12 protein-coding genes are annotated in these 13,563 nt (G+C 60.6%); 5 read left to right on the top strand and 7 right to left on the bottom strand.

Annotation, left to right across the window (positions count from 1 at the left end; translation table 11 throughout):
- Window positions 1–86: 86 nt before the first annotated feature.
- The 3 genes from PQR62_RS13405 to ku all read right to left on the bottom strand — a co-directional run bounded on the left by PQR62_RS13405 (window position 87) and on the right by ku (window position 5,378).
- Complete coding sequence (locus PQR62_RS13405) at window positions 87–1,238, bottom strand: nucleotide excision repair endonuclease (RefSeq protein ID WP_408158440.1); 1,152 nt, start codon at window positions 1,236–1,238, stop codon at window positions 87–89.
- Between the two features lie 265 nt (window positions 1,239–1,503).
- Window positions 1,504–4,311, bottom strand: a complete 2,808-nt coding sequence (gene ligD, locus PQR62_RS13400) for a DNA ligase D (RefSeq protein ID WP_408158439.1) — start codon at window positions 4,309–4,311, stop codon at window positions 1,504–1,506.
- A complete protein-coding gene (ku, locus tag PQR62_RS13395) occupies window positions 4,308–5,378 on the bottom strand; it encodes a non-homologous end joining protein Ku (RefSeq protein WP_408158438.1) in 1,071 nt (356 codons plus the stop codon). The genes ligD and ku overlap by 4 nt, the downstream gene beginning before the upstream one ends.
- A 362-nt stretch (window positions 5,379–5,740) precedes the next feature.
- Between ku and PQR62_RS13390 the strand changes: the two genes are divergently transcribed.
- The 4 genes from PQR62_RS13390 to PQR62_RS13375 all read left to right on the top strand — a co-directional run bounded on the left by PQR62_RS13390 (window position 5,741) and on the right by PQR62_RS13375 (window position 9,339).
- Window positions 5,741–7,447 (top strand): thiamine pyrophosphate-binding protein, encoded by a 1,707-nt coding sequence (locus PQR62_RS13390; protein ID WP_408158437.1) that lies wholly within the window; start codon window positions 5,741–5,743, stop codon window positions 7,445–7,447.
- A 113-nt stretch (window positions 7,448–7,560) separates the two neighbouring features.
- Window positions 7,561–7,884, top strand: a complete 324-nt coding sequence (locus PQR62_RS13385; protein WP_408158436.1) for a hypothetical protein — start codon at window positions 7,561–7,563, stop codon at window positions 7,882–7,884.
- Between the two features lie 228 nt (window positions 7,885–8,112).
- Window positions 8,113–8,349 carry a hypothetical protein gene (locus PQR62_RS13380; RefSeq protein ID WP_408158435.1) on the top strand — a complete coding sequence of 79 codons (237 nt, stop codon included), beginning with the start codon at window positions 8,113–8,115 and terminating at the stop codon, window positions 8,347–8,349.
- A 279-nt stretch (window positions 8,350–8,628) separates the two neighbouring features.
- A complete protein-coding gene (locus tag PQR62_RS13375) occupies window positions 8,629–9,339 on the top strand; it encodes a type 1 glutamine amidotransferase domain-containing protein (RefSeq protein ID WP_408158434.1) in 711 nt (236 codons plus the stop codon).
- Between the two features lie 110 nt (window positions 9,340–9,449).
- On the opposite strand, the gene PQR62_RS13370 is transcribed toward PQR62_RS13375, so the two are convergent.
- The 4 genes from PQR62_RS13370 to PQR62_RS13355 all read right to left on the bottom strand — a co-directional run bounded on the left by PQR62_RS13370 (window position 9,450) and on the right by PQR62_RS13355 (window position 12,455).
- On the bottom strand, window positions 9,450–9,719 hold the full coding sequence (locus tag PQR62_RS13370; RefSeq protein WP_408158433.1) for a hypothetical protein: 270 nt from the start codon (window positions 9,717–9,719) through the stop codon (window positions 9,450–9,452).
- A 346-nt stretch (window positions 9,720–10,065) separates the two neighbouring features.
- Entirely contained in the window at window positions 10,066–10,650 is a 585-nt protein-coding gene (locus PQR62_RS13365; RefSeq protein ID WP_408158432.1) for a DUF4142 domain-containing protein, read from the bottom strand.
- Between the two features lie 272 nt (window positions 10,651–10,922).
- Window positions 10,923–11,987 carry a cation diffusion facilitator family transporter gene (locus tag PQR62_RS13360; protein ID WP_408158431.1) on the bottom strand — a complete coding sequence of 355 codons (1,065 nt, stop codon included), beginning with the start codon at window positions 11,985–11,987 and terminating at the stop codon, window positions 10,923–10,925.
- Window positions 11,988–12,116: 129 nt separating this feature from the next.
- Window positions 12,117–12,455: a hypothetical protein gene (locus tag PQR62_RS13355; RefSeq protein ID WP_408158430.1), complete on the bottom strand. Its 339-nt coding sequence runs from the start codon at window positions 12,453–12,455 to the stop codon at window positions 12,117–12,119.
- Between the two features lie 440 nt (window positions 12,456–12,895).
- Between PQR62_RS13355 and PQR62_RS13350 the strand changes: the two genes are divergently transcribed.
- Window positions 12,896–13,474, top strand: a complete 579-nt coding sequence (locus PQR62_RS13350) for a CBS domain-containing protein (protein ID WP_408158556.1) — start codon at window positions 12,896–12,898, stop codon at window positions 13,472–13,474.
- Window positions 13,475–13,563 lie beyond the last annotated feature (89 nt).

The raw sequence follows: 13,563 nt of genomic DNA, 5'->3' as shown, positions 1-13,563 counted from the left end.
CCTGCACGCAAAAAAAGCCGCCCTTCAGAGTTGAAAAGGAACGGCTTTCATACGTCTTTCGCCATCATTCAAGAGCGCGCTCGTGCTTATTGAAGTACCGGGCTGAATACCGGCAGTCCGATCGGCTGAATATTTAAGGTCTGCAGCAGAAAAGGTTTGATGATGGTCTTGTAGCAGTCCAGATCAAAGTTGCCGAAGCCCTGCTTCAGCTGGCGTGCATCCGGCTGCGGCAGATAAGGATGATCGTCGTCGATGGTGCCCACATAACGCCAGTGATCGATGACGTGTACCTGCCGCCAGCCGCCGCATTCTTCGACGATGCCCATCGCACCCTGATAAGGCCATTGCAGAATGCGCAGATCTTCCAGCGCTACTTGCAGGCGTTGCTGATGCGACTCATGCGATTCTTCGCCGGTGCAGGCGCCGTGGCAACGGCGGATCTGGCGACCGAAGCAGGCCATGCCATGTTCGCCTTGCTCCAGCCCGGTCACGATGCTGCACAGGCCGTGCTGATCGACTAGCGCCTGCATCGCCTCCTGCGCTGCGCGCATGGAACCGAATACGCCGTACAGATTCGCCACGCGACTGAAATCGTCGTCATTGACCTGCACCGCCTGCGGCTGACCGCCGCTCATGCGCAGGGTATACAGCTCACGCCTGGGGCGCTGCTTCTTGTTGTGCAAGGGACGAATCTGACGAATCAGTTGCGACTCCATCAGCATCGCACCGAGCTCACCGGCTGCGCGACGAAACTCCACACGGCGCGACTGGCGCTGCAGGATCGCTTCATCGGGATTGTGCAGATGCGCCAGCACCCGGCTACGCAGATTGACGCTGCGACCGACGTACAGCGGAATATCGTTTTCGCCGCGGAAAATATAGACGCCCATGCTTTCCGGCAAGGCATCGATGCTGGACTTGTCCAGCAGCGGCGGATAGCTGAACGTTGCCGCCGATTGCGGCGCCGGTGCCGGTGCATTGAAGCTGGCGATCGGCATGCCCAGACGCAACGCCGCCAGCGTGCTGGCCTGGGTATGGGCGTATTCGGAGTCATTTGCCGGGATCACGCGCCCGCTGCGCCCTTGTACCGCCGTCGGATGCTGCTCGGGGGAAGGCGAACGGTGAAGCGCGGAAGAAGCGGAGCCCGAACCGCCGGGCATCAGGCGATTCATGGTGCCCTGAATCAGGTGGCGGGTGAAAGCGTGGGTCAATGAATGCCGGTAATTGCTGTTGTTCATGGCGGCTGCTGCGTCCTCTGTTTTTGTAGTCATGTCACGTTTAACGTGCTCGGCGTCGTCAATCTCGTCTCGAAGTCAATTAACTGCAATTAGCGAAAATTAGTGACGTCTTGCTGATGGATCGTCGCACTTGAAAGCAATTAACCCCGACTGCGGCGATCCTGAATTTTGTTAAAGTGAATTATGAGGTTCATCCATCAAAACGGCAGTAAGCCAGCCGATGAAGCGCTTGTAGGACTTTGCCGCATTTGGCGAAAACGCTGCGTCAGCGGCCTCCAAACAGCTTCAGCACATCCGCCTTCAGTGCTTGCTGCGTACCGGCGAAATCGCGCCAGGGATCATTCTCTGTGGGAAACACCGCCCCCTTGGCCGCCCGCCCTGCTTTCCTGCCGCCGGCGATCCATGCGAGCCGCTCGCCCATATTGCGCACATTGAAGCGGTCCGGCGTCATTTCCGACGTCAGCTCGTCCCAGGTAATCGGAGTAGAGACCGGGGCGTTGGCACGAGCCCGCGCCGAGTACGCGGCGACCGTGGTTGCGCCCGGCGCATTGCGCAGGTAGTCGACAAAAATCTTGCCGCTGCGCGCAGCCTTGCTCATGGTCGCAATGAAATGATCCGGCAGATGCTGCGCCAGGTGCTCGGCGACACCGCGCGACCAGGCTTTGACGACGCTCCAGTCGTGCTGCGCACGGATCGGCACCACGATGTGCAGGCCCTTGCCGCCCGAGGTCTTGAGGAAGGCCTGCAGTCCGATCTCCTGCAGCAGCCCATGCAATAGTTGCGCGCCCTCAATGACCTTGATCCAGGCGACATCGGGCGCCGGGTCGAGGTCGAACACCACCCGATCCGGCTTGTCGAGCCGGCCCTTTACCGCACCCCAGGTATGCAGTTCGAGTACGCCCATCTGCACCGTGGCGACCAGCGCGGCACCGCTGTTGACCATCATGTAGTGGGCCTGCCCCTTGCCTTCAGGCACGGCGATCTCTTCGATTTCCTGTGGTACGCCCTGACCTATGTGCTTCTGAAAAAAACACTTGCCCAGACTGCCGTCGGGACAACGCACCAGCGACAGCGGACGCTGCTGCAAGTCCGGCAGCATCAGTGCACCGACCGACTGGTAGTAGCGCGCCAGTTCCAGCTTGGTGACGCCGGGGCCATGGTCTTCGGCAAACAGTATCTTGGCCGGATGCGTCAGGCGCACGCCTTCGACGCGCGTCGGAGCGTTCTCTGCAGCGGTCTCATCCGGATGCTGATCACCCGCACGTCGCGCCTGCGCAGCGGCGGCAGCCGAGACCTTGCGCGCCTTCGATTTGACGGTGGGCTCAGCGTCCACCTCGCTCTGCGCTTTAACTTCACGCACGATGGCGCGCGCCGGTTTGTCCTCACGCAGCGCGACGAAGGCGCCATGCCGCACGATGCCGCCCCTGGTCCATTGCGCAAACTTGACCTCGGCCACCAGCTTCGGCTCCAGCCAATGCACGCCACGCGCCTGCTGACCCGTGGGCGGATTATCGAAGGCCGGCGTATCCCGCTCCAGCTTGCGGAAGGTCTTCAGCATGGCTTGCAATTGCTTTTCATCGAAGCCGGTGCCGACACGGCCGGCATAGCGCAAGGCCGGTAAATCTTCTTTCTTGCTGCGGGCCTGCTTTTTGGCAGGCGCCTCATAGACACCAACCAGAATCGCACCGAAGCCGCTACGCTGGCCGGCCGGATCGGTGTAGCCGGCGACCACGAATTCCTGACGCTGCTGACATTTGATCTTCAGCCAGTTGCCGTCGCGCCGGCCGGAATATGGCGCATCGACACGCTTGGCGACGATGCCTTCCATGCCATGCATGCAGGCATGCTCAAACACCTCGCGCGCGTGCCCGATGATATGTTCGCTGTACAACAGCAAGCCGTCTTCGCTGGCGCCGGGGATCAGCGCACGCAGCAATTCCTTGCGCTGCTGCAGCGGCAGCTCGCGCAGATCGCGGCCATTCAGATACAGCAGGTCGAAGGCATACAGCGCCAGACGCACCCCCTCCGCCTGCTGCAGATCGCCATCGGCATAATTCTGCAGGGCCTCGAAACTGATGCTGCCGTCTTGCAGCAAGGCCACCACTTCGCCATCGATCCAGGCATTGTCGACATCCAGTTTCGTCAGCGCCTGGGTCAACACCGGCCAGCGCCCGCTCCAGTCCAGCCCCTGGCGGGTGAAGATGCGGGCCTGGCCCTGATCTATGCGGCACAAGCCGCGATAGCCGTCGAATTTCATTTCGCTGAGCCAGTGGTCGCCCTGCGGCGCCAGATCGCTCAGGGTCGCCAGTTGGGGATCAAGACGGGTCGGCATCGGCGATTTTTCAGGCATGGCGGCAATGTCGGTCTTTGCTTTCTTCTTTGCCCCCGCATCGGCTTCAAGCGGCTGGGCCTGCTTCCGGCCGGCTACGCTTTCCGGGCGCAGCGCGGTGATATCCGCCGCCTTGCCGCTGCGGGAGGCGTCATCGTTTTCCTTGATCAGCAGCCAGTTTTCCTTTTGTGCGCCGGAAGGATCTGGCTTGCCCATGCGCACCAGCGCCCAGCGTCCCTCCAGCTTTTCACCGCGCAACTCGAAGGCGAGATGGCCTTTCTTCAAGCCGGCGGCGGCGTCGCCTTCGGGAATCCAGTCGCCCCTGTCCCACAGCACCACTTCCCCTGCGCCATATTGATGCTCGGGGATACTCCCTTCAAAACTGCCGTAATCGACCGGATGGTCTTCCACCCTTACCGCCAGCCGCTTGTCATGCGGATCGAGGCTGGGGCCTTTCGGCACCGCCCAGCTCTTGAGCACGCCATCGAGCTCCAGACGAAAATCGTAATGGAGTCGACGCGCATGATGCCGCTGTATGAAAAAATTCAACTGCTGCCGGCCAGCCCCGGTTTTGCGCCGCACCAGCGCCGGGGGTTCCGGCGTGACATCGAAATTGCGCTTGGCGTGGTAGTGCGAGAGATCGCCATGTGTGCCAGGTGTGCCATGTGTTCCGCCAGCACCCGCCGAACCTGCAGATTTGCCGGCGCCACTGGGCGCAGCGCGGCGGCGCGCGGTACGACTCATGCCTGCGCCCGCTTCGCTGCTACAGGCTTGCGGGCGGATTTTGCTGCCGTTGCCGTTTTAGTCCGGGTGGTTTTGGAGGGCGCCTTTTTTGTCTTGCCGGTACCGGCCGCGCTCTTTGCAGGGCTCGCTTCGCGACGTTTGACCGCGCGCTTGGCGGCGCCGGCCAAGCTGTGCACATTGGTGGCAGCCTTGCCCGTGGCAGCTTCGGCGTCAGCCTGCTCGCCACCGCCCTTCTTGCCGGCGCTGCCGCTTCTGGCTTTAGCCTCGCCCGGGTTAAGGCTGCGCTTGAGCAAGGCCATCAGGTCAATCACCTTGCCGCTGCTGCCGGCTGACGGCGCGGGAGCATCCTCCGGCTCGGCCATGACGTGGGTCTGTCTGGTCTTGATCTTTTTCCTGATCAGCGCCAGCACGTCGTCGCGATACTGATCGTGGAAATCATCCGGCTTCCATGCAGACGACATATGCTCAACCAGCGTGCGCGCCATTTCCACCTCTTGCTTGCTGACACCGGATTTTTTCATGCCGCGTTGCGGCAGTTCCAGGTCGTCCGGCGGCCGCAGTTCGGCCGGATAGCGCAGCGTTACCAGATTGAGCAGCTCGCCCTGCGGCAGCAAAGCGGCCAGATGCTGGCGGGTTCGAATCACGATTTGTGCAATCGCCATCTTGCCGCTGGCGATCAGGGTTTCGCGCAGCAAGGCATAGGCCTTTTCGCCGCCCTTGAGCGGCGCCAGATAATAGGGTTGCTCGTAGTATTGAATCGGCACCTGTTCGACCTCCACGAAGTTCTGGATGTCGATGCTCTGAGTGGACTCCACGTTGGCCTGACGCAGATCCTCATCGGAGAGCAGGACAAATTTACCGTCTTCGTACTCATAGCCCTTGATGATGTCGTCCCACACCACTTCGCGACCGCTTTTCTTGTTGTAGCGGCGATAGCCGACCGGCGACAAGTCGCGCTTGTCGAGCAGGGTGAAATCCAGCTCATCGTTTTTTTCAGCGGTGAACAGTTCGACCGGGATATTGATCAGGCCGAAGCTGATCGCCCCTTTCCACAGTGCGCGTCGCATGGCGGCATTCCTTCACGTTTTCAATCCTGAGATTCAATCTGAGGTTCAATCTGAAATCCGACTTGAAATTCAGCCCGGGATTTCGGGCCGGCATTTTGCGCTTTGATTATCGGCAATGCCCGGCCACCGCTCAGTAAGCGTGCGGATGATCTGTCTGTAGGACTTTGCCGTGCCGACATCGCGGGCGGTGCCTCTCTGCGGGCGTCGTGCCGCTATCCTGCCGCTATCCTGCCGCTATCCTGCCGCTGTCCTGCACTTGTCCTACAGCCCTTTTCCCCTTTGCCCGATACTGCCGTCACCAAGCTGGGCATAAGCTCAGTCGATAGCATTGCTATCCAATCTTTTGTGCCAAGGAGAATTTCATGTCCACTACCGTCGCAGAATTGCTGGTCGATACACTGGCGCAGATCGGCGTTCGCCAGATTTTCGGCGTCGTCGGCGATGCGCTCAATCCTTTCACTGAAGCCATCCGCCGCGACAAACGCATTGAGTGGGTCGGCGTGCGGCATGAAGAAGGCGCCGCCCTGGCGGCAGCCGGGCAAGCCAAACTGACCGGACAACTGGCGGTCTGCTGCGGCACCACCGGCCCCGGCGCCAATCATCTGGTGGCCGGCCTGTATGAAGCGCGCAAGGATCACGCGCCGGTGCTGGCGATTTCAGGCGGAGTGCCGGCCAGCCGCCGCGGCATTGACTATCTGCAGGAGAACACGCCCGACATGCTGTTTCGCGATGTCGCCGTCTACACTCAGACCATCGTCAGCCCGGAACAGGCCGGCAACGTCTTTCATCAGGCTATCGCGCAGGCTTACGGCCAGCGCGGCGTGGCGCATCTGAACATTCCGGCGGACGTGATCGGCGCCAGGATAGGCGCGGCGATGAGCAGCATCAACACCCTGCGTCCCAATCGCGAACTGACGCCGCCGGCGGAAGATATCGACGCTGCCGCCGCCATGATCGATGCGGCAAAGACGGTGGCGATCTTCGCCGGCAACGGCTGTCGCGGCGCCATCGCCGAAGTGATTGCGCTGGCCGAAAAACTGCAGGCGCCGGTGATGCACACCTTCCGCGCCAAAGACATGCTGCCCTACGATCACCCGCAATGGATAGGCGGGGTCGGTCTGATCGGCGGCGCGCCCGGCACCGATGCACTGCAAGCCGCGGAGCTGGTGCTGATGCTGGGCACCGATTATCCCTATTCCGAATTTCTGCCGAGCGAAAACCGCACCAAGGTGATCCAGATCGATGAGCGCGGTTTCGTGCTGGGCCGCCGTACCCCGGTGCAACTTGGCATTACCGGCTCGGTGCGGCCGGCCTTGCTGCAATTGCTGCCCAAGGTCGGCGGAAAGACCGAGAGCGCCTTTCTGCAAAAGGTCAGCGCCGATCGCGAACGCTGGAATGCCATGCTGGACAAGCATGCGGTGGTGGAACGCCGCCAGAATCAGAAGAAAATCAAACCACAGCGCGTGGCGCGGCGTATCGGAGAAATGGCGGCCGACGATGCCGTGATCGTCATCGATACCGGCGTGGTGACGCTGTGGTGCGGCAACTGGATACGCCAGACCGGGCAGCAGCGCCTCCTCGCTTCGTTCAACAACGCAGCCGTCGGCACCTCGCTGGGCCAGGCCAACGGCATTCAGGCGCTGGATCGCAAGCGTCAGGTGGTGGTCGCGGTCGGCGACGGCGGCTTCAACATGCTGATGGGTGAATTCATGACCAGCGTCGAGCACAAGCTGGCACTCAAAGTGGTGGTGTTCAACAATCGTGAATGGGGCCTGGTGCATCTGGAAATGGAAGAAGCCGGCCTGCCCGCCTTTGAAGGTTCGGAATTCCCCAACCCCGATTTCGCTGCATTGGCGATTGCCTGCGGCGCGCAAGGCTATACCGCGCGTACGCATGAGGAGCTCGACGCCGGCCTGTCGCAGCTGTTTGCGGCCCCCGGCCCGGCGCTGCTGAATGTCTTCATCGATCCCTCCGAATTGCCCAGCATGCCGCATGTGAAACTGGATCAGATCTGGCGCTTCGGCCTGGCCAAGGTGCGCGAAAGCATGATCGCCATGAGCGGCGGCTAAACGTCGGGCAGCATGGCATCAGTACAACGGCAGTATGGAAGCAGTACCACCGCAGGAGCGCAACACCTCAGCAGCACCTCAGCATTCACAGATTCATACCGGAGAGCAGCACCATGCCAAGCACCATCAGCAGCGCACCACAAGCGTCATCAGATCAATCCGGACGTCGACTGAGCCGCGACGAATACGCCACGGAAGTGATGCGGCGCTATCAGGAGTTCAGACTATGGGCCATGCAGAACTGGCCGGTCGCCACGCAGCCGCTCGACGATGCGGCGTTTTATGCCACCGAGCGCGAACTCAAGCTCCTGCTCGGCGCCAGGCTGCATCCTCAGGACGGCGCCGAGAGCAAGCGGCCGGGGCCGCCGCCCGGCCAGGCCGGCAGCGGCGATGGCGACGGCGAATTTCGCGATGTGACGCCCATGCCCTGGCCTTGAGGCCTGGCGGCGCAGCGAACTTGTCGCAGCGCAAGCATGTCCGCAAGCATTCATCCTGAGCGCGCGTCGCCGCCTGTCTGACACGCATACCCGGCGCTCTCTTATAGCCCTCAGCTGCGGTCAGTCTTAAGCTGGGTTCAAGTTTGCACGAGGTCGGCATGCGCTGACCGTCAACGCCGCAGGCTCTTTCAGTAGCTCCATCAGCACCCACCAGCAACAGGAGGCATCATGAGCGCATCCCATACCAAGCCGCAGGAAAAGTCGGCCGACAAGAAGCCGGTCAAGTACGACACGCCGTCCGAAGTGGCGCTCGACGAGGCCAATGAAATGTCGTTTCCGAACAGCGATCCGGTGGCCTCATCCAACATCACGCGCATCAAGAAAGCGCCGGAGATGGCGGACGCCAAGCACGATCACCAGAACAGCCATCGTGCGCACGCCGGAACCAAATCCGGCAGCAAGTAATAGGCAAAGCACGTTAGGACATCCATTCGCATCAATCGCTGCACAGGCGGCGGGTAAGAGTCCGAGTCCGGGCAAGATTCACGCGCATCAGCTTTCGCGCATCACATTTCACTTAACGACCGGCCGGACCGATGTGCAAGCAGCACGTCGGCCGCAGTCGGCATTTCGTTTGGAGGCCCTATCATGGCAGCAACGAATGCAGTAAAAACGGCAGCAAAATCATCGGCGAAAAGCAGCGCGGGCGCCTCGGCTAGTGAGTCGTCAAATCGACTTCACGATATGAAGATCGCGGTCCTGGTGACCGACGGCTTCGAGCAGGCGGAATTGCTGGAACCCAAGAAGGCGCTGGAAGCCGCTGGCGCGATCGTGCATATCCTGTCCGACAAAAAGGACAGCGTGCAGGGCTTCAAGCATGTGGACAAGGGCAAGTCGGTCAAGGTCGACATGCGTATCGAGGCGGCCGATGTCGACGATTACGCGGCGGTATTGCTCCCGGGCGGCGTGGTCAACGGCGATGCGCTGCGACTGTTGCCGGAAGCCCGCACCTTTGTACGCGCGGCCAACGATGCAGAAAAACCCATTGCCTCGATCTGCCATGGCGGCTGGCTGCTGATTTCAGCGGGCATAGCCAAGGATCGTATCGTCACCAGCTGGCCCAGCCTGCAGGATGACTTCCAGAACGCCGGCAGCAAATGGGTGGATCAGGAAGTGGTGCGCGATGAAAATTTCGTGTCTTCACGCAAGCCGGCCGACATTCCGGCCTTCAGCAATGAATTCATCTTGGCGCTGGAAGAGCAGCAACGCCGCCAGGGACGCGCAGCCCAACAAAAATCCGCTGCGACCGGCGATCAGGCGGGACAGCAAAGCCTGCCCGCCGTGCCGCCAGGCAAACAACTTTCCGCAAAGGGCACTGCGCCGGCAGCGCCGCCTGAGCATGAAGACGAGGCATTTGCCGTGCATCAAGGAACCTCAGAGCAAAGCGACGGCTGATTGCCTGTGCTGAAGTCTGAGCCCGGAAGGACTGAAGAGGATGGAGGATGGATTTCTCCATCCTCTTTTTTTATGGGAAAACAGATCGTAGATACGGCGTAGATCTGCCCTCAAACCCTGGGCTGCTTTTGCTGCTTACGCACGCCGGCCAGCAGCTTGAGCGCCGCTTTCATGGCCGCTTTGCGATTCTTGCAGATGCGCACCGGCCGTGCCGGACTATCCAGCAGCATCGACCATAAGGGGCCGATATGAGTGTCCACGTAGGCAGCGTATTTATGTTTTTCCAGCTTGGTCACGCGCGGCTGCAGATCGATGACGGCCTGATCTGCAGAACCGGATGAGTCAATCGACAGGTCGATCAGGCGAGTGTGGCGTTTCATCGTTTACCTCCTCATGCTGGATGACGGACGGACAAACCGGATGTTCAACACCTTGAATCCCCACCCTGCACCAACTCGTTTGTGCAGGGCTGGTGAACGACAGGGCCGCATCCGGACTGAACCGGACGCTGTCCGAGCAGCAGGCAAAGGTCGGATTGCCGATTCTCCACCTGCGCCACGATGCGCCTGCCGCGCTGGCGTGCCTGAAGAATAGACGCTCAGACGCTTATCAGCAAAAGCGCCACAAATCCCGGTGAGGAGTGTGGCGAGATTGGAAAACTCTGTGCGGAACTGAACCAAGACTTCAGCGCTGCGCATCTGCTGTCTTTTTGCCGCCCTTGCGCGCTTATTTTGCGGTGGCGACTTCGCTCTTCAGTTCATTTGCCATCTTCAGATGCGCCTGCAAACCCGGCAGCGTCTTGGCAGCGAAATTCTTGACGTCAGGATCGGCTGCCGAAGTCGAGTTTTTCTGGAACAGCTTGACTGCATCTTCATGCGCCGAAACGCCGATCATGCTGGCATAGCGCTTGTCGAAGGTCGCGCCGGAAAGCTTTTCGAGTACGGCAATCTTGGCGCGCTGCCCCACGCTGGGTTCGGCAGGCAGGCTGACGTCCTTGCTGGAAGCCAGTTGTTTCAATTCATCGCCGACCTTGGTGTGCTCATCGATCATGGTCTGGGCGAATTTCTTCACGGCGGGATTTGCGCTCTTTTCCAGCGCGATCTTGCTGGCATTGACTTCGGCATTACCGGCTTCGGCCGCTTTCACCATGAAGCTCTTGTCTTTGCCGGCGACCGCGTCGGCCGCATGCGCCACGTTGAGCGCAAGCGCGACACCGGCCACGCTCAGCGCGGCAAAACCAATCACGCGGCGCAGTTTGCCTGAATGAGCGGGGGTAGAGAGGCGGGATTGTGGGCGAAAAATTAAAGTCATCTGGTGCTCCTTGTCTGGTGCAGTCTGCTGCAAATGAAGCCGGCATGCGACGCATGGCCGGCTGAGGTTTGAGCCCGGGTCTCCGATGCTGGCTGAATTCACCGAATTCCATGCATGCAGCAATTAAGCCCTGGCGGCTCATCTATGTGTTCACTCTAGTGAGCCGCGCCGGATATGCACATCGGACAGTCTCTACGACGCTTGTAAGAATTACTGAACAGGCAACTGAACAAGACGACTGGACACCGCGCTGAGGGGCGGAAATGCTGAAGCTATGGCGGCGCCTGCCCGGGCGTGGCGGTAAAATCGGGCACGCTATCTTCCTGATGGTCCTGAGGGTCATAGCGCTCATGCATGGCTTGCCTGAATCTGTGCGGCGTCTGCGGTTTGATGAACAGCACCACCACCTCGGGATGCACACGCCGGATGCGCTGCTCCATTTCAATCACCAGCGCCTCGATCTGCGGTGTTTGCAGCGCATCTTCGAATTCCACGCTGAGCGCCGCCAGAATCTGATTCGGCGCCAACTGCACGGTCAGCACGCCATGCGCGCCGGCAATACCCTTCACCCCGGCCGCCTGGCGCAGGATGGAATCCGAAATATGCTGATGCGCGCGCTCGCCGATCAGCAAGGCCTTGGTTTCGCGCGCCAGCACCCAGGCCGTCACGGCCAGGATGCCGCCGATTACGACCGAGGCGGCGCCGTCCAGACGCGGCTCGTTGAAATGCTGCGACAGCCAGATGCCGACGAAAGCCACGGCGAGACCGAGCATCGCAGCGGTATCTTCCAGCAGCACGATGAAGGTCGGCGGATCCTTGCTGCGCCTGACCTCCTCCGGCAATTGCGCATAGGATTTGCGTCCCTTGAACTTGCGCATCGTCAACATCCAGGATGCGCCTTCGAACAGGGCCGAGGCCAGCAGTACCAGGTAGTTGACGCCGACATTCTCGATCGGCTCGGGATGCAGGATGTGATTGACGCCTTCATAGATCGACATGCCGGCGCCCAGGGTAAAGATCAGCACCGCCACCACGAAACTCCAGAAATACAGCTCGCGCCCGTAACCGAAGGGATGATCCCGATCCGGCCGGAGGTCGGCGCGGCGCAGGCCGTACAAGAGCAGCAATTCATTGCCCATGTCCACTGTCGAATGAATGCATTCGCTGAGCATGGCCGAGCTGCCGGTCCAGATCGCCGCCCACAGCTTGGTCAGCGCCACCATCAGGTTGCCGGCCAGCGCGGCGTAGATGATCAGACGCGAAGGCTGGACTTTTTCGCCCTGCCTGGGCTCGGGCGCCGAAACTCGCTGCAGCGTTTGCTTGATGGTTCTGGACATGGTTCGTTTTGAATGCGGCGTTTTATTGTGATGAGAGCTTGAAGCGGCCTGATAGGCGACCCGATGAAGCGCGCCTGAAACTGCACGCCCTCAATTTCATTTCCAGGCGTCTGTGGAAAAAGAAACCGCTCAAGCTCGCGGCCTGCCGTCTTTCTTGGCAATGTTGTGAGCACCGGCTGGCGAAGCGGCTTCTTTGCCGTCCTCTCCCCGATGGCGGTTGTGCAGGTAGAGATACTGTCCGGTCAGCGCCGTCAGCAGCATCAGCACGTTGGACACCACGAACACCCAGTCGCCCTGCGCAGCGCTGTAGACGACGAAACCGGTCGATGCGGCAAGCTGGCCGGTGAACAGCCAGTGGGATACACCGGCACTGCTCTTGGAGCGCCACTGCTGCAGCACCTGCGATGACACGGTCAGCAACAGAATGATGGTGCTGGCCCAGCCGATCAGATCGGTCATTTTTTCCATGCGCTGCCTTTACTCCTCAACGTACTCCGCTTGCGCATTGCTTCGGCATTTATTGCGTGCTGCTAGTCTGCTGCGCTTTTTGCCGCGCTCTGAATACGAGAGCGCTGTAGCATGCGCCGATCTTGCCTTTGCCTCCTCCGTGCAGCAGTCGGTCTAATCCTTTTTTGCCTGTAGGAGCTCGCGACGCTGAGCCGCCTATCGGGCCGAGACGCTTACCTCTGTATTTGCTGCAGCGCACGCCACCGGCGGTCTGCAGGCAAATCGCCGGTGGCGGCAAGCGTTTTCCAGCCCTTCATTGCTCCTGTGTCAAGGCGTTGCAGCATCGTCTTCCAGGGTCTAGATTGAAAACAAAGGCGTGCGCCGGGATGGATTCATTCATCCGGCACCAGGTGCCACGCATCCTCATTTTTTTGACTCAAGCAAAGGATCAAGCCATGCATATGCACAAGACACGCACCATCTCCGACGTCATGACTCGCGGTGTGCGCACTTTGGGGCCGGATGATTCGGTGATTCTGGCGGCGCAGGCCATGGATGAGCTGAATGTCGGCGTGCTGCCGATCTGCGACGGTGAAGAACTGGTCGGTCTGGTGACCGATCGCGACATCGTGCTGCGCGGCGTCGCCCGCAATCGGGCCTCCACCACTACGCGGCTGCGCGACATCATGAGCCGCGAGGTGCTCTGGTGCTATGAAGATGAGCCGGTCGACGATGTACTGGACGACATGGTGCAAAGGCAGATCCGCCGTTTGCCGGTGATGGATCGCGCCAGGCATCTGATCGGCGTGGTCAGTCTGGGCGATATCGCTGCCAAGACGCAGCATGCGGGCATGAGCGATGCGCTCGGCGAAATATCGTTGCCGGCCGCACCCGCCCGCGCGACCAGCAATAACATCCTGTCCATGGCCTCGGGCGGCGTGAAAGAACACCGCCATGAAGATGTTCCCGGCTCGCTGAGCGTGGACAAGTGGGCCTCGGAAGCCGATGCGGATGCCGACATCAAGCCTGGACGCAGCTAAGCGCAACCGGCGACATATTGCACAAAGGAAATTTTCATGCTGCTGCGCGTCAGTGCTTTCTGACACGAAGATGCGGCATCGTCCGATCT

Source organism: Herbaspirillum lusitanum, assembly GCF_046025995.1.
Taxonomy (GTDB): Bacteria; Pseudomonadota; Gammaproteobacteria; order Burkholderiales; family Burkholderiaceae_D; genus Herbaspirillum; species Herbaspirillum lusitanum_A.
This window is presented reverse-complemented; position numbering and strand designations above follow the sequence as displayed.

What these genes read in the sequence shown, in the direction of transcription:
- PQR62_RS13375 (WP_408158434.1), top strand. Translation starts at nt 8,629, where the DNA reads ATGAAGATCGCGGTCCTGGTGACCGACGGCTTCGAGCAGGCGGAATTG.
- PQR62_RS13370 (WP_408158433.1), bottom strand. Translation starts at nt 9,719, where the DNA reads ATGAAACGCCACACTCGCCTGATCGACCTGTCGATTGACTCATCCGGT.
- PQR62_RS13380 (WP_408158435.1), top strand. Translation starts at nt 8,113, where the DNA reads ATGAGCGCATCCCATACCAAGCCGCAGGAAAAGTCGGCCGACAAGAAG.
- PQR62_RS13360 (WP_408158431.1), bottom strand. Translation starts at nt 11,987, where the DNA reads ATGTCCAGAACCATCAAGCAAACGCTGCAGCGAGTTTCGGCGCCCGAG.
- PQR62_RS13390 (WP_408158437.1), top strand. Translation starts at nt 5,741, where the DNA reads ATGTCCACTACCGTCGCAGAATTGCTGGTCGATACACTGGCGCAGATC.
- PQR62_RS13350 (WP_408158556.1), top strand. Translation starts at nt 12,896, where the DNA reads ATGCACAAGACACGCACCATCTCCGACGTCATGACTCGCGGTGTGCGC.
- PQR62_RS13385 (WP_408158436.1), top strand. Translation starts at nt 7,561, where the DNA reads ATGCCAAGCACCATCAGCAGCGCACCACAAGCGTCATCAGATCAATCC.
- ku (WP_408158438.1), bottom strand. Translation starts at nt 5,378, where the DNA reads ATGCGACGCGCACTGTGGAAAGGGGCGATCAGCTTCGGCCTGATCAAT.
- ligD (WP_408158439.1), bottom strand. Translation starts at nt 4,311, where the DNA reads ATGAGTCGTACCGCGCGCCGCCGCGCTGCGCCCAGTGGCGCCGGCAAA.
- PQR62_RS13365 (WP_408158432.1), bottom strand. Translation starts at nt 10,650, where the DNA reads ATGACTTTAATTTTTCGCCCACAATCCCGCCTCTCTACCCCCGCTCAT.
- PQR62_RS13405 (WP_408158440.1), bottom strand. Translation starts at nt 1,238, where the DNA reads ATGAACAACAGCAATTACCGGCATTCATTGACCCACGCTTTCACCCGC.
- PQR62_RS13355 (WP_408158430.1), bottom strand. Translation starts at nt 12,455, where the DNA reads ATGGAAAAAATGACCGATCTGATCGGCTGGGCCAGCACCATCATTCTG.